The sequence below is a fragment of the Enterococcus raffinosus genome, assembly GCF_001886185.1.
Taxonomy (GTDB): Bacteria; Bacillota; Bacilli; order Lactobacillales; family Enterococcaceae; genus Enterococcus_A; species Enterococcus_A raffinosus.
This window is the reverse complement of sequence record NZ_JXLA01000008.1, coordinates 35,395-51,937: the sequence shown is the minus strand read 5'-3', so window position 1 is coordinate 51,937 and position 16,543 is coordinate 35,395. Positions and strand designations below refer to the sequence as shown.

Here is a 16,543-nt window from a genome sequence, read left to right as displayed (position 1 = left end):
TAATTGTAAGTTAACATGAATACGTGCATAGAACAATTTTTTTGTTCGGAGCTTAGTTTTTCTCTGGTCTGCTTTCCCTAACTAAAATAGCAAAACCGATCAAGATTACACCAAGTATGACAGAAAAAATCATTCCGAACGATCCAGAGGAAGGTAGTTTGTATTTCCTCATATTTGGCAAATGGTAGACACCATCCTTTTCATAAAAAGCTGGCGGCAGCGGATCTCCACGAGCCTGTATCTTAATTCGTTGATCAGGATCTGCATGCAATGGATCAATCGTTAAAATCCACTGTCCTGCAGGTAACTGATAACCAGACGCTGCTTTAGTTTCTACTAATAAATAAGTCCCAGCAGCTAAATCAAAGCTTACTTTTCCTTTATTGGTACCAGCAGCGTTACTTATCGCACTTTTGAATGGCTCGCTCATATTCCAATAAGTATTAGCTGCGTTTGGATCATCATTGGTACCGATCTCCAGCACTTCATTTTCTTTACCCGCATAAAGGTCAAATTCTACTTCACCTAAAGGGTCTCCTTGCTCATTTTCCTTAATAAAAGAAAACTCTTGCTTGATCTCTTTGTTCAATAAAATTGCAGATCCGATCGAATTTTCTTCTGCATCAGGTTGCACTATTCCTGAATCGTCATTTGATCCTTGAACATAAGACACCTGATGATTCACAATCCCCTCTGAAGTACTAGACGTCCATAAAATCCAATAGCCGGTCGGCACGGCAAAACTCGGATAGGAACTGATTTCTTTTAACGCATAAGTTTTCACTGCAGTAAGATCATGATCAATGATTTTCCCATCAGCATCCGTTTGAACAGTTCCCAATGATTTCCAAATCGTCGGATCGTCTAAATGCCCATCCTCAGGCTTCCTACCCTCTGTCCAATTCCCATCATCGATGTACTCATAAAATTCGAATTTTACTTGTTTCTTAGCATCAGAGGACATCATATTTTTATCCTGATCTGCCTTGTAGACTTTCATGTTTCCTTTAGATGTTTTGTTCTTAAGAGAAACTCTTTGACTCTTATCTTCTTGCGTATCATTAATACAGCCTGGGTTATTTGCCCCCATATTATTGCACCATGAGAAGGTTCCTTTTGGCGAACTGTTATCAGCACCAGTTCCGGTCCAAATAAACCACCAAGCATCTTCTACGCTAGGTGCTTCGTAATTAGGATACGTATTTTCAGCCTCTACAACTGCAAATGTTTTTGCATTTCCTATCACGCCATTATCTGTTAAATCAATTTTAGCTCGGATTCGTCCTTGTGAATCTGTCTTAATTGGTTGCTGTAAAGCGTTCCCTTGGTTATCTGTTTCGACCAATTTCCAATAATCATTAGAGGTTCCTTTTTCGGGTTCCACACCAGCATCAGTTGGACTTTTTCCTTCTGAATTCCCCCAATCGAACTCATAAATATAAAAGGATACCTCATGCTCCAAAGCATTTCCTTGTGCATCATAAGAAGGCATCGGTTTATCAGCCATATCTAGTTTTGTAATCGTAAAAGGAATCGAATCGTCATCTGGTACATAGTAAAAACGTAGTACTAATTGACCATTTTCTTTGTAACTTAAATTCGGATCAGTGATAGCAGTTATCGTTCCACTATCTTTCTCAAGTTCCGTAATCTTTTTATAGGAATAGCCTGTTAGGTTATTTCGAGGCTTTCCTGTAAAGATCGATCCAATCGGCTTACGTATTTCGCCTGTTTCATTTTCAACGAAGTTCAGCTCAAAATCTTCCTGATTCGTACTACTCGCTGATTTTCCATCTTTCAAGAAATAATGCTCGATAGCATATGGGGCAGAAGCGATTGGAATATTTTCTATCACTACGGGATCGTTCGTTGTCTGACCATCCACTACTATTTCCTTGGATACGATTCTATTTTCCGAAGTATTCCAATCGCTTGACTTTGTCTGATCATAGCCCTCTGGATAGATATTGTTTTCGCCATTTTTTTCAACAAAACGATAGGTTCCATTATCTAGACCGGAAACTTGAATGACTCCTTGAACTTTCTCGCCTTCACTAGTAGTAAACTGTTTAGTTTCATGCGTTGATAACGTATTCCAATTAAGACCACTCTTCTTCTGAAGCTCAAATTCAACGTTGTTCATCTCCTCCAGTGTAGCGCCATCATACTTAATCAACGCGATTGTATCAGTATTGATTGCGATCTTTCCGTAAGGGTTGGTCATATTTCCTTCACCTGTCAGTTGATTCGGTGGATTAAAATTAGGATTTTCTTGTTGTTTCGCATTCGAATAGTAAGCCAGTGCCGTATTTGTCTTAGTCTCTCCCAGCGTCTCATCAATCGGATAATTGAGTTTCATAGAAATATTAAATGAAGACACTTGTCCATTAATCACGTTTCCATCACCATAGGCTAAAGTATAATAATCCTCCAGTATTTCCCGATAAGATTCTGGATAAAACCCATGTTTGATACTGTTACTTGCAGCCTCTACCGCAAATTGCGTAATTTTGACTTCTTCCGCTCCTAAAACACTTCCAGCTTTTCTCGTAATAGTTCGCTCTGGAACGGCATATTTCTGATCCGTTAGATCACTATATTTTTTTTGAACACCATTTTCTTTATGAATATCTCCAATATTAATACAGATAGTTCGCCTAGCCGTCTTCCCAGTGCCTTCTGTATAGATGCCATATTGTTGAGGATGTGCTTTTACTCGTTCACGGAATGCTGCCAATGTTTCGTCATCCTTTTGAACTAAAACTTTATAAGAGTTTTCTTGTTTAGGGAATTTTATTTCTTGGTTCGATCCCGCTGTTCGATAGACTGGTCCATTACCATAGTCGGCAAATAGATACGATTCAAATGTAGCCACATCTCTGTTAATTAATCCTCCGGTCTGCATTTCAAGATTCTCCTCAGATAGACCAATTGGTGACTGAACAAGGGCAGAAAGACTGATGCTAGAAACAACGACACCAGGATCTAGAGTATCCTCTAAATAAATGTCATCTAATTCAGTAAGGTTCTCCCCCCAACGATATCCATGATAATCCCCATCAAGATAAAATCCTGTCTTTTGATTAGCATCATAATCAACAACGTCGCCAGACAATTCATTTAAAGTCATTCGACCGATTCCTATATCAAAGGTCAATGTGTTGCTTCCTTTTTGAGCATTGTATTTATAATCATCGCCTTCAGAGTATTCCTCTTTAGCTTGTTCAAATTTGATTCGTTGTATTTTATTTCCAAAGGTAACCTCTTGGATACCGCCTTTTAAGGTCATATTTTTTAATGACTTCTCAGGAATATTGAACTGAATTCCTGTAATTTGATTGATTTCTTTCCCGGTAACTTCATCATTAAAAGCTACTTTCATGTAATATTTTCCTCGAGGGGAACCATCATCACGCCAATCTGTCCACCATTGCCCGATCGTATATTCCACTCCATTGATAGTAGCCTTCAAGTCAGTCTTATGAGTTTCGGTAGTCCCGATTGACCAAAATCCCCACGCTTCGATACCTTCTGAAGCAATCCCTATATTCTCAGGCATATCTATACAGAAATATTCTCCCGCTGTTAAATATTGTCCCTCCATTTTTTTCAAGGACCAGATAAATTGAAAATTATAATCTACTTTGGCGGAAGCAGCCTTCGTAGCTGAAAGAGGATCATCAACCGAATTTTCAAATATCCACCAATCATTAACAGAAACTTCATCAGAGATATCGTTGGAGCTGCGCGGTTCCGTTTGTTTATATCGTTTTGATTGTATTTCTTGTTCTGATGACATCGTCTGCTTTTCTTCAGATGATGAAACACTCGATTTCCCCTCTGTCCTTGAAATCTCTGTAGATTGGCTAACTGATTCAATCGTTTGATCACTTATCTGTTCGCTTGTATTATTTTGTGTAGCTTCTATTGATTGTTGTTCAGCAAATACAGCAGGTGAGATAATTTGAATGATTACTAAAATGATTGCAAAAAGCACCATTACTTTTTTGAATCTACTTTTGTTCATTGCCTTACCCATCCCTTTCTATTATTCTCACCAAGAGACTTTTTTTCACTGCAATTATCCCTTTTTTCTTCTATATAAACTCACCACGATAATCACAATCAGCATGACAACTGACGTAATGACTGCCGCAAGAATCAGTATTTTTTGCTCACTTGTCAGACCATTTTGTTCTGTATCCTTTTGTTGTTTTGAATCATACTTGACTCGAACTCCCCGAACCAATAACCGATGACTATTAACCCCATATGGCGTACAGGTTAATAAAGTGACGTAATCCTTCCCAGACACCGTCTTCAAAGCTTCAGTATGGTTTGGTTCGATTACTTGGATTTGATCGATTTTGTATGCTAACGTTTTTCCTAATACTTTTATATAAAATTTATCGTCCGCTTTTAATTCCACTAAATCAGTAAAAACCTTTGCATTTGCTAAACCTGTATGCCCCGTAATGACCGCATGACGTCCTTTACCACCAATCGGAAGTGTTGAACCTTCCAAGTGACCAGGAGCCTTTTTCAAAACGTCTTCGCTCGTTCCATGATAGACCGGCAGCTTAACATTGATCTTTGGAATCTCCACACTTGCCATCACACCGTCAACATTTAGCACGTGGTAGTAATTTTTGGGCATCACGATCCCAGAACCTGGGACAAAGGGGTCATGTACCGGTGAGCCAGTCAAATTTTCATTATATTCTTCTGCTTCCTGCCGTAATTTCTTCAGCCGGTCTTTGTCCATCGCCTGAATCTTTTTCTCATAAGTATCCGTTGTATATGAACTATTTCTGTCTGAAAGGTATTTACTTATGGAGGGATAACCTAAGGCCAATAATCCTGCGACTAACAACAGGATACTCAAGATTTTTTTTGCCATCTTTTTCCTCCCAACTTCATTTCAGAGAAAAACAACTTATTATATTTAGTAAGTTGCTTTTCTTTAAGATGAAAGTCTTATTGCACAAAAAATATTCCTATTTTCAAAAGAGTGTGGGGAAGATTCCTTCCCCACAACACTTGTTTTTATGAACGACGTTTTTTTGGCAAGAACATCAAGATCGCTAAGCCGATCAAAATAATTCCAACGATGGTCAAAACAATCATGCCCAAACTACCAGTGTTCGGTAATTTGAATCCATGAGAGTTAACTATTTTCTTTGTTACGATATGTTCCGAGTTTTCTTCTTCAAAATTAACCTCAACTGGAGCATCTAACAGGTTATAGCCTTCAGGTGTTTTCGTTTCTACTACATAATATTTCAATGCTTCTTTCTTATCATCGGTTCCAGTATGTGTCTGCAGGGCCTGAAATTTATTAGCATAAAACGTACTCGTATCATTATCTACCCCAAGTTCTCCAGCATCAGCATGTGGACGAATGATCCAGTTCAAAGCAGTATTATAATCAGCATCACCTGGATAAACTATGTCTGTGATTTTGTCATTACTGTCTACTTTGACTTTGATGTACTTATTTCCATTTTCCGCATCTTCTTTAGTTGCAGCAATTTGAAATTCAGCATCTTTCAAATCAGCCCCTGATTGATCTTCCTTATCAATTTCTACATCACCAGTATTTGTTTCTGTTTCAGTGGTAGGTGTTTTTTCTGTTTCATCTCCAGGAGTATTGTTCCATTCAATCTCCCCCTGGTTCTTAACAGTATAATTAGGCTTAGATAGTACGTTCTCATTGACATTTGCACTAAATTCAATTCCAACGTGAGTATAATTTCCGCCGGTCTGAGTCATCAAGCGAGCCAATTCAGCTCTTCCAGCTTCTGTAAACTCGACAGAAACCGTATTGGTTCCGGCAGTAAAAACGGCATTAACCCCTGTAGTAACCTCAACCTTTTCCCAGATATTATTAACAAACTTATAAGCGTAAACTTTAGTACTATTCGTTAAGTAAGTCAGGGCTTCATCAAGCTTATCGTTGATGTTAAAAACTTTATATTCTGAATCACCAATATCACTAGGAATCGCAACTTTAATCCCAAAATCTAATTTATCTCCAATATTTACAGAATTTCCACTTCCATTATTCACAGTTTTTTCGGGTGTCATTCCCTGATTTTTTGGATAAACATGTATATCTTTGAACCAGCCATCACCATTAGGATTGGTCATTGGAACAGAAACAATAAACGGTTTCGCAGGAGTTGCTATTTTTACTGTTTCTCCATTAACAGTTGGATTGGACATCGCCAAATCTTCTTCCACATAATAAAACCCTTCTAAACCTTCAAATTTATATACACCTGTTGAATCAGTCGTTCCTGTTTGTTTTGTCCCCATTGTATATTTATATGTGTTTCCTTTAAATGTTATTGTCAGTTCTGTTCTGGCACTGTTAACTTCATAAACAGCCCCATCTTTTTCTGATGGAGGAGTTAGTTCTTCGTTACCAGCAATAGGTGTTAATTCATAAATATTGAAAACAACACCTTCAACTGGTGAATTATTTACTGTCTGTTCTTTCCCATTTCCTTCACTACCGATTTGGCTATTGTCTTCTGCCCAGTGTTTGTGGATCGTTAAAGTTCCACTCCCATTTATATCGGGTCTGATAGCATCATTGGCGGCGACTATTGGTGCCCCTCCTGCGATTATTGAAAATACAATAAATAATAATGTCACAATTCGATGAACTCTTTTTCTCATCTTCTTTCCCCTTTTCATAAGTAATTTATTTTCGATTTTGCAAAGTTTCCTCAAAAAAGTCATAGTACAAAAATCAAATACAACCACGTTAAACTTTAATGGATGAACTCTAGTCGTTTCGCTATCATTCGAAATCTGCATTTCTTTTCAAAAAATAGTCGCAAACAAACTATTTTTTATCTCATTTCTACACTAAAACTGATGATAGCGACTTCTATATACATACAATTTTTCTAACATCCACACCTCCTTTTTTAACTATTGAATCATTCGAAAAAACACTCTTATCAAAAAAGCAATATAATTCAAATTAGAAGAAAAATGATAACTATAATATAGCTTTTATAATTTAATATTACTATTATTTGATTAAAATTTCAAACAATTTCATATATAAAAATCAAAATAAAAATAATTATAAATATATTTCCGAGGATAAGTTATTAAAATTAATTATAAATCGCTTTTATAATAAAAAAAGCTGAAGATTTTCTCTCCAGTCCTTTATTATGCAATTTGTATCCGCTGATTTTAATCATCTTACTAAGGAAACAGACAATAAATTTCCTATAGTCATCCCATGATCACTATAAAAGAGTTGGCTCAATCTTGAAAGAACAAAAAATAGCACGAAAAATGAGGATCGAGCTCCTTATCTTCTCGTGCTATATCTAAGCTTAAAAAAGTTTTTAATTATTTTATGGACCCTGATAGAGCTTGACTACAAACTGCAGCTAATACGCCCCATCCGGTTTCAGCATGACCTTTATCGTTTTAAGAATCAACGAAAGATCCTGTCTGATGCTTCGAGTCTGTATATACATGAGATCAAATTTCACCATCTCATCGAAGTCGACTTCATTGCGGCCACTAACTTGCCACAGTCCCGAACAGCCCGGCTTCACCAGTAAACGTTGCAGATCAACCTGCGTGTATTCAGCGACTTCTCTTTGCAAGGGCGGTCGCGGCCCTATGAGACTCATGTCTCCTTTGATGACATTGATCAGCTGGGGAAGCTCATCTAAGCTTGTACGACGAATGAATTTGCCGAATTCCGTTATCCTTGGATCTTCCTTAATTTTAAACATCGCTCCTTTGAGCTAATTTTTCTTTAGGAGTCCCGTTAACTGTTCATCTGCATCGACACACATCGAACGGAACTTATACATCGTGAATAGTTTGCCATTCCTTCCTACACGTTTTTGTGCGAAGATCACTGGACAAGCTGGTTCGTCCTTATGTATTTTATAGGCGATCCACAGCATGACCGGGGAAATAAGAATCAGACCGCTGCTAGCTAAAAGTAAATCAAGGATTCTTTTAACAAGCTCATAAGCGGTTTGCTCTTCGATCTTTTCTTTATCTAGCCAGATTCCTTGCGTGTGTTCTTGATCCACATAGATGCCGCTGTTCAAATTACTCATGTGCCAAAAGGTCTTCTCACTTTTCATCCCAAATTCCTCCAACATCCTACATAGTACGAAAAGAAATAAAAAACGATGGTCCACTGTCAAATCACTGAATCTTAAAACTTAGATCCAGCTATTCTTTTCATTTCTCCGATTCAATTTTTTAGACTCGTCTGCGCTTTCGCTGAGGTGGTTGAGTGCCCGTGCCCCAGGTAACTGCACGATCCTCCTGAGCTGTCACGATAATTCTATGCCTTCTAACCCGTTCCTTAGGATGAACCTCAGAAACTTGCCCTAGAACAGGCAGGCCCAAAGCCTCTACGATGTAGCGTTCGTCCTTCACTGTTTTATCCAGCCATTCGATCAAAATGGCCAGACCCATACCAATCATCATGCCTAACACAGTCCCGATTAATAAGTTCAATGTATGATTAGGGAAGACCGACTTAGAAGAGACCGCTGCTTCTGAAGTGATCGTCACCTTATTAACGGCTAGTACTTCCTCTGCTTTTTCCTGAAAAGTTTTTGCTGTTGTGTTCGTGATTAACGCCGCTTTTCGTGGTTCAGGAGAAGTCGCGATAATCTGGAACATTTGCGAGTTCTGTGCCTGTTCTACTTCCAAAATACTTTTTAATTCGCTATTACTGTAAAGAGATTGATAATCATCCTGCAGCTTCTTTTGAACCGCATCAATGACAATATCGCTCCTGATCATATCTTTGTAGGTGTTAATCAACAGAACATTTCCGTTGATATCATTTTGTAGATTCCCACTGCCGCCTTCTTCTTGATCACTTTGCACAATTAGCTGGGCCGCTGAATCGTATTTCGGTGCAATCAAGAAAAAGGTCACACCGGCTGCGAGCCCTAGCCCTGCAATCATCGTCAGGACAATCCACGCGAGTTTTCGTTTCAAAATCTGAAGCATTCCTTCTAAGCTGCTTGTCTCTTCCATCTTTCCCTCCTGCTAGTGAATAGTAAATAGTCTTTTATCACGCATTCTTTCACTGATAATGACTAAAATGATCGCGACTCCGATCACTGCCAATCCAACAAATACGAAACTCAAATCAAAGCTCGTCACATAGGAGGTAACGAAACGATAGAGTCCCTCTGAGGTAATCCCTAGCCGCTGGATCCCCCCACTGAAATAGATAATCGTCGGCAATGTCTCAAGCATCAAGCCTGCGCCAAAAAAGGTAATGCTGCTCCAGCGAACCCTCTGATGCGTCATCTTGATCATCAATTGCAGCCCCGCAAATATTAGTAAAAAGGCCGCCCCCACAACAAACATAATGACATTCAATGAGGATTCAAAGGCCATGACCTTCTGTCCATAGCTCATTAAATAAGGGATCTCAATATACGCCGAAAAATTTTTAGCCGCCGTTTCCGCTAAATTGGTTAAATTCTTTTCGGTCGACTCATCAATCGAGATATTCTTCTCTTGCGCGTATTGATCCACGTTCTTCAAGATATTCTCTTTGATCTGATCCTCCCCCTGAAGCTGAAAGGGGATGTTTTGATAAATGCCGCGAATATAGTTCTCCACATTGATCGTCACTAACTCTTCTGTAACCACATCGCTTAAGACCTCTGGCGGGATATTGCTGCCCCGCCCCACATCCTGAATGCTCTCCGTCACGTCTTTGCGAATCGTTTCAATGTATTTTGCTTGATGCATTTGCTGGATCATAAAGTTTTGATTGAACAAGGTCAGACGAACGCAAAGCAGCGCACCTGCGGCAAAGAGAAGCAGTGAGCCAATAAAAGCTAAAATCCAACGGGGGATGTTCCGTGTCATTTGATTCATTCCAAGCTCACCTCCTACTCATTTTCATTGATCCTTGGGCCAGACTCATATTTTCCACTGACAAACAATCGTTGATCGGTTAAGCCTAAACTATCGATCGGGTAGCACGTATAGAGAATGAGTCGTCGCTCATTCCGCTGATAGATCATACGATCAATCACTGGGTCCTTTTTACCCTTCACTTCTATCTGAGTGACACGATACGTATAATTTCCATAAGTGGTCTGAATCTCGATTCGATCACCCACTGGAACCGTTCCGAGCTTGCCAAAATCATCGACATTATGCCCGCCGATCAGCGAAGTGCCGATCTCCCCAGGATAGACCGAGCCCATGAATTGTCCCGCACCCTTCCGTAAAATCTCTTCACTATCCCCGAAATATAAAGGGACACACAAGCGGACGCTGGCTATCTTTACTTTTCCAAAGATTTGACCGCCCACCGGATACGCGACCTTCGTCGAGGGCAATTCCTTTTTACTATTTACAACGACATTCTTATTATCAATTGGCTCAAAGGACTGCTCCGCCGACTCAAACGTCGGCGTATCCGTTAATAGAAAAAGCTGGATAGAAGACGTCACAAATTGGATGACTGGCTTGCCCACGAGATAGATCAACGAATACCCGCCCATCAAAAAAATAAGCGGCACAATCACCGTAATACTGAGTCTCTTTAACTTCGATGAACTATGCAAAGCATCTACCTCCTATGACGAAGGAATGCAGAATCCACTGTAAACTTGCAAAGAAATTCGCAAGACACACAGACCACTCCCTATTCGATCGACCTATCAAGATACTTTTTTCATCAGAAAGAGTCGCTTCTTTTCCTTGAATCTTCAGCTCAATGATGACGAAATCAATAAATGTACGAATAATTTTTCCCACCAACATTTCCCCTTTGCTAATTATGCATTTCTATATGATAAAAATAATATTTTTGATGATATTAGTATACTTTTCTATCTGCGTAAAAACAATCCGATTTATAAATAATATTTCAAGGTCCTAATAAACAGAAAATGAGAAGAATATAAATGTAAGAAACATCAAATTATTTATGTATTATCAAATACCAAACAATCAGAGTCGTTTTAATAAAAGTCGATAGAATTAATCAGATTTTCCGATTGGTTAACTTTTTAATTATTAAAATAGTTCTCTTATTAACTGATAAAGCAAGCGCTCTCTTTTTGCTGTTTTTTCTATCAATCATTTATAAACTATTGATTGAGTGAATAATCAACTCGCCAAAAGATCAAAATAGCTCTTTTCTATGCACAAGAAACATAAAAAAATGCAGATCCTCATCCAGCTTAGGATGACTGATCTGCATTTACTCAGTTACGCGATTCTCTTTTTTATTTGCAGGCAAAGGAAGTAGCCGATGAGACATCCCGCAAAGTTTGTAAAAATATCCCAAATATCAAACGTGCCAATGTAGAACACATATTGGATCGTCTCGATCCCAAGAATCGTGATCAAGGCGATCACTGCCGCCTCAACCGGCTTTGCCCGTAATCCATACAAGCAGCCAAGAGGGATAAAGTATCCAGTATTCAATATCAACTCGATAATCTGCTGCCCATTGTTCAAGTACAACTCAAAGGGATTCAAATTAAAGGAATGATACGCCTTCGCTTTCGTGAACAGCATGATGAACAATAATAGGATGTAGCCGCTATAAAACAAATACAAATAAATATTCCATAGCTTCCTCTGCTCCCATTGCCAATAAAAGAGCCATAAGCTCAAGAAGATAAACAGCCATAACGCCTCATCCGTATACTCAAACCGCTGCGCCATCGAATCCAGGCGAGGATAATTCTGCAAAGTCGGCATGACCAAATAATAGACCATCCCATAACTCAGCATAAAAGATATGATACCTGCAATGATTTTCTTCATCGAATCCCCTCCTCAGACAACCTTATAGCAAATAATTATAGCGAAACAACTTAAACGATTCATTAAAAAGGCGCCGCCACAAGAAAAGCTTAAAGAAAAAACCAGAGACAACCGCTCTGGTTTTCATCACACCTATTTCAATTGCGCCTTTAATTCCTCTTGAACACGCTTCAGCTCTCCTGGATCAATCCGCTGATAAGAAACGCCATCTTGCATGAAGCCCTCCCCCTTCAGTTGATCCGATTGGATATTGCCAAATGCAGCGCGGTAATCTCCCATCAAGGTTCGCATATCCGTGAAGGTCAGATCCGTCTTTACATTCTGGCCCATCGTTTTCAAAATCGAGGAATAATTCGTTAGCCCCTTCGTACTCAATACTTTCTTCGCAATACCGGTAATAATTTGCCGCTGCCGTCCCTGCCGACCATAATCACCCTCTGGATCATCATAGCGCATCCGAGAATACTTCAGCGCCTCTTCACCATCTAGTTCCTGCTGCCCCTTAGGAAATGTCTTCTTCTCATATGTAAATTCAAACGGATTGTTAACCTCAATCCCACCAACCGCATCGACTAGCGTCTCGATCCCTTGCATGTTGATAGTTATGTAATGATCAATGGGAATATCCAGCAGCTCTGCCACCGTATCCATCGACATCGCCGCGCCGCCAAAAGCATACGCATGATTAATCTTATCCTGCGTCCCATGACCAACGATCTCCGCATAAGTATCCCGAGGCAAACTCACCAGCAACACCTCATCCGATGACGGATTCACCGTCGCCACCATCATCGTATCCGAGCGTCCCTGCTCCGTCCGCCCTAGCGCTCCGGTATCAACACCCAACAGTAAAATACTAAACGGCTCCTGATCCGATAAGCTCACTTGCCGCTTATTCGATGCATCATCCCGATCTACAGACTCATACGCATCATTCGCTGTGGACCGCACGTCATAGTACATCTTCGCTCCGATGCCGACTATGACAAGCAGGAGAGCTAGGAAAATTCCTAGTAGTGAGAGGAGGATTTTTTTAGAGCGACTGGTGGATCTTTTTTGTTTAGACATAAGATCAACTCGCTTTCATTAAAAAACAAAGTGACTGTCAACTTATGGTTCTATTTGTGATAAAGTAGTACATACTGTATTAAAGAATCAATGATTCACAGATATTTTATATATCAACCAGTTATAACTTTAAATTCAATAAACAGTATAGTCATCTTCACCTTAATTAAATAGTATGTAGCATATCTGAACACACTCATACAAATTATATTATAGGATATTTAGCAGACATAAATCTATACAAATATCGATGACCAATATCATCTATCTTTTTCAATAATAAAAACAGAAGGATTCAACAATTAATATTTAATAGAAAATACGAAAAAATTATTTTTCATACTAATCTCTGTATTTTCTATAACTTCCGTATGACACGGGCAGGGTTTCCCGCTACTAAAGTATTCGTATCGACATCTCTTGTAACAACACTTCCTGCGCCAACTATAGAACCTGATTTAATAGTTACTCCTGGTAAAATAATACTACTAGCTCCAATCCAACACCCATTTTCTACTATAATTGGTTTGCATATAGTAGTCCCTTGTCTCCTAGAAGCATCTCCAAAATTATGCGTTACAGTGATGAAACTTACATCAGGACCAATCGCAACCTCATCTCCCAAATAGATGTAACTACATGGATTCTTAGGGTGTAAAAAAAAGTTGCAAAATCGATTGACAAATGTTTTTTTTCCAATCCTCAATTGTTTACCGCCGATAAATTTTATTTGTTTTATATGACAATCTTTTTCAATTGAATCACAATAAATTTGCATTAATTTTTTTCTAAATATATCTGGAAAAAATTCTTGATTCACTATATTCGAATTTAGTAATATTCGAAGCATCTAATCACCCTTTTTCAAATAATCCAGTACAGGATTTGCTTTAGCTATCGTAGTAATTATGAAATATATAGGTATAGAAATAAGAATCTGAATGATATTAGTTGATACCGTTGCATCCATATTTTTAGTAAAAAGACGTGCTACTATGAACATACAAAGTCCTGCAAAAACATATATCATAATTTTTCTGAAATCAAAATTGAAATTCGTCTCTTTTAAAAATGCTCTGGTTCTTACACCTGTAACAAAAAGCTCAGCAAGTATATTAGCAAAAACCACTCCATAAATCCCTAACATAGGTAATAATAGCGCATTAAAAAAAATATTAACACCCGCTCCAATAATTACTGATCTATTAAACTGTCCCACTTTTCCAATGGGAATTAAATATTGTCTTGAGATTGCTAATCCTAGAGGGCAAATAATTATAAGAATGGAAAAAAATGGAATTAACTTATTTATAAAAATGAAATCATAACCAAAAAACCATGGGACAAGTTTGTCATAAACAATTAGCATGCCAAAAAAAATTGCAATTGAGAAAAACAACTGTAAATGGATTGTCCTTTCCATCAATTTAATGATTTTTTTTACGTTTTCTCGAGCAAATAGACTACTCATATGAGGTAGTAAAACTAAATCTAAAGTTGTGATGATTGTTATAAACACTGTGTTCAATTGCAATGAATTAGTATAATATCCTACTGCTGTTGTACCTAAAAATACCCCTACAATAGTTTTGTTCAAATTTGTATATAAAAAGACAGCTACTTGTGGGATAAAATATGCTACTGCTCCTTTGAAATGTGAAAAAGCATCTTTAAAAGTGACTTTAATAAACTTAATATATTTCTTAATATATATCCAAACAAATAGTTGTGATAACATCAACCCCATAGATTGAATAAAGGTGTATTTCAATATATCATGCGAGTTATTAATAAAAATAAGGATACAAAAGAAAGTTAGTAACTGGGTTATCGTGTTAACAATACTTGTTTTTTTAAAATTTTCTATTCCCATAAAAAACCAAGATACATCGAAAGTAACTGCTAAAATGATTAGAGATTGTATTATATAAACTGTTCTGTCTTCGACATTTATAGCCAATACGATAAATATCAAATAGCAAATCATGATTATAAAAGAAACTACTGTCTTGAGAGTTAATATCTCCCAAAATGTTTTAGATACATCCTCATTCCTATTCCATGATAATGATACTGCTCGATTACCATAAATTGTAATACCAAGGCCTGCCGCAAGAGCAAAGTAATTAGCAATAGAATAGCTATAATTATATAATCCGATACCTGATGGCCCTAATACTCTTGACACTATGGGAATCGTTAAAACTGGAACAATTATCTTTACAATTTGAAATAAAGTTTGATAAAAAAAATTCTCTATTATTTTTTTCATATATTTCCCCTCTAATAAAATATAAGATTTTTAGTAATAAAATCTTGTATTTTAAAAAATTGTTTAAAGAGTCGTCAAACCAAATGACTTTTCAAGATTATTTCTATTCGAAGTTAAAAAATAATAGAAAAAGTAATATACTCACTTTTTCAGCTAAGTATATTACTTAGTTTAGTCCAACTTTTCTTTTTCCCATGCTCGAAGCTGATAAGAACGGAAGTTATTGTCCAATTCTTTTTGAGGTTTACATTTTTCAGCAATCATTTGTGCTATCTGGAGTAAAACAATTGATTTCCAAATTGGCATCCATGATGCAGAAACAGCTGAGTTTATAAAGATGACAAACCATATACTGAGAACTACCACTTCTTTATTATTTTTCAAATGTTTAAGAAGCTTACCGATTATGATTACACACATCAAGAAGATTAATATTCCATGTCTCAATAAGATTGTTAAAAAAACATTATCTAGGATAATTCCATTTTCTGGGCCATTTATATTGTAGGATACATTATTTCCAAATAAATTTATTGGATACTCTCTCCATGCAATGGCAAACCATTTAAGTCTTCCTGTAAAAAAATAATCAATTTGTTGTAATATTGGATTAGAAAAAAAGAAAACAGCATCATAGACACTTAATACTATAATCGTAATGCCGGCTATAGACGTAAGATAATATAGTATTTTAGAAATATCAAAAAGCTTTTTCTGAACAATATCGGAAACTAATGTAAAGAAAACTAACAATAATGTGCAATAAAATGAAGCACGCCCATCTGTATATTTCGATATTTCAAATGAAGGAATGAGTAACAAGAGATTCCAAATATGCTTAGGTTTTTCTTTATTTATGTAAATGAAATTCGCCAAAAGTCCTAAATAAAAATTTGACATGTTAGGAGGGATTTTGTAGCCTAAAGAGTGTCGGATAGTTCCATGTTCGAAGGTAGTTACATCTGGTAAAATACCAAATAAGAATCCTACTAGAACTAGTATCATTCCCAATAGTAATCCCCCAAAAATAAATTTACTAAAAGTATTAATATACTTTTCATTATACACTGTAGCAATTATGAGAGAACTATTTAAAACAAGAATCATTGTTTGGCTAATCAAGGATGATACTAAAATTAGACACATAACTAATACTATACTGAAAAAAATTTTAGCTGGAAATTTTTTAGGTATAAAAAGAATAATGGTTGTACAAAAAATCGTAACCATAAGTAGTAATTTAGCAAAACCGAAATTTATATAGTCGTCATATTTACTACTAGATAAAACTTCGAATAATGAATAAAACAATAAAAGTATTGGTAATGTATCAACAACTGATAAGCCTCTATAATTATTTAATTTAAACATTTTATCCTCACAATA

General features: G+C 37.0%; 11 protein-coding genes and 1 pseudogene. All 12 read right to left on the bottom strand.

Going from position 1 to position 16,543, the window contains the following annotated elements; all coding sequences use genetic code 11:
• Nucleotides 1–52: 52 nt before the first annotated feature.
• A complete protein-coding gene (locus RV13_RS05830; protein ID WP_010745521.1) occupies nt 53–4,027 on the bottom strand; it encodes a prealbumin-like fold domain-containing protein in 3,975 nt (1,324 codons plus the stop codon).
• Between the two features lie 54 nt (nt 4,028–4,081).
• Nucleotides 4,082–4,900, bottom strand: coding sequence for a class C sortase (locus RV13_RS05825; RefSeq protein WP_010745520.1), 819 nt, complete (start codon nt 4,898–4,900; stop codon nt 4,082–4,084).
• A gap of 146 nt (nt 4,901–5,046) precedes the next feature.
• Nucleotides 5,047–6,684 carry a SpaH/EbpB family LPXTG-anchored major pilin gene (locus tag RV13_RS05820; RefSeq protein WP_010745519.1) on the bottom strand — a complete coding sequence of 546 codons (1,638 nt, stop codon included), beginning with the start codon at nt 6,682–6,684 and terminating at the stop codon, nt 5,047–5,049.
• 734 nt (nt 6,685–7,418) lie between these two features.
• Nucleotides 7,419–8,135, bottom strand: a pseudogene (locus RV13_RS05815) (sugar transferase).
• Between the two features lie 121 nt (nt 8,136–8,256).
• Nucleotides 8,257–9,048: a YveK family protein gene (locus RV13_RS05810; RefSeq protein WP_028020516.1), complete on the bottom strand. Its 792-nt coding sequence runs from the start codon at nt 9,046–9,048 to the stop codon at nt 8,257–8,259.
• Between the two features lie 12 nt (nt 9,049–9,060).
• Nucleotides 9,061–9,906, bottom strand: coding sequence for a hypothetical protein (locus RV13_RS05805; protein WP_010745515.1), 846 nt, complete (start codon nt 9,904–9,906; stop codon nt 9,061–9,063).
• Between the two features lie 14 nt (nt 9,907–9,920).
• Complete coding sequence (locus RV13_RS05800; RefSeq protein WP_010745514.1) at nt 9,921–10,604, bottom strand: class D sortase; 684 nt, start codon at nt 10,602–10,604, stop codon at nt 9,921–9,923.
• A gap of 649 nt (nt 10,605–11,253) precedes the next feature.
• Nucleotides 11,254–11,817 (bottom strand): VanZ family protein, encoded by a 564-nt coding sequence (locus tag RV13_RS05790; protein ID WP_010745513.1) that lies wholly within the window; start codon nt 11,815–11,817, stop codon nt 11,254–11,256.
• Nucleotides 11,818–11,949: 132 nt separating this feature from the next.
• Nucleotides 11,950–12,885: an LCP family glycopolymer transferase gene (locus tag RV13_RS05785; RefSeq protein ID WP_028020519.1), complete on the bottom strand. Its 936-nt coding sequence runs from the start codon at nt 12,883–12,885 to the stop codon at nt 11,950–11,952.
• A 358-nt stretch (nt 12,886–13,243) separates the two neighbouring features.
• A complete protein-coding gene (locus RV13_RS21515; protein ID WP_010745511.1) occupies nt 13,244–13,735 on the bottom strand; it encodes a DapH/DapD/GlmU-related protein in 492 nt (163 codons plus the stop codon).
• Nucleotides 13,736–15,157, bottom strand: coding sequence for an oligosaccharide flippase family protein (locus tag RV13_RS05775; RefSeq protein ID WP_010745510.1), 1,422 nt, complete (start codon nt 15,155–15,157; stop codon nt 13,736–13,738).
• Nucleotides 15,158–15,328: 171 nt separating this feature from the next.
• Nucleotides 15,329–16,528 carry a hypothetical protein gene (locus tag RV13_RS05770; protein WP_010745509.1) on the bottom strand — a complete coding sequence of 400 codons (1,200 nt, stop codon included), beginning with the start codon at nt 16,526–16,528 and terminating at the stop codon, nt 15,329–15,331.
• Nucleotides 16,529–16,543 lie beyond the last annotated feature (15 nt).

Excerpts from the sequence above, each read along its gene's own strand:
- RV13_RS05810 (WP_028020516.1), bottom strand. The coding sequence starts at position 9,048 with ATGGAAGAGACAAGCAGCTTAGAAGGAATGCTTCAGATTTTGAAACGA.
- RV13_RS05825 (WP_010745520.1), bottom strand. The coding sequence starts at position 4,900 with ATGGCAAAAAAAATCTTGAGTATCCTGTTGTTAGTCGCAGGATTATTG.
- RV13_RS05790 (WP_010745513.1), bottom strand. The coding sequence starts at position 11,817 with ATGAAGAAAATCATTGCAGGTATCATATCTTTTATGCTGAGTTATGGG.
- RV13_RS21515 (WP_010745511.1), bottom strand. The coding sequence starts at position 13,735 with ATGCTTCGAATATTACTAAATTCGAATATAGTGAATCAAGAATTTTTT.
- RV13_RS05820 (WP_010745519.1), bottom strand. The coding sequence starts at position 6,684 with ATGAGAAAAAGAGTTCATCGAATTGTGACATTATTATTTATTGTATTT.
- RV13_RS05805 (WP_010745515.1), bottom strand. The coding sequence starts at position 9,906 with ATGAATCAAATGACACGGAACATCCCCCGTTGGATTTTAGCTTTTATT.
- RV13_RS05770 (WP_010745509.1), bottom strand. The coding sequence starts at position 16,528 with ATGTTTAAATTAAATAATTATAGAGGCTTATCAGTTGTTGATACATTA.
- RV13_RS05785 (WP_028020519.1), bottom strand. The coding sequence starts at position 12,885 with ATGTCTAAACAAAAAAGATCCACCAGTCGCTCTAAAAAAATCCTCCTC.
- RV13_RS05775 (WP_010745510.1), bottom strand. The coding sequence starts at position 15,157 with ATGAAAAAAATAATAGAGAATTTTTTTTATCAAACTTTATTTCAAATT.
- RV13_RS05830 (WP_010745521.1), bottom strand. The coding sequence starts at position 4,027 with ATGAACAAAAGTAGATTCAAAAAAGTAATGGTGCTTTTTGCAATCATT.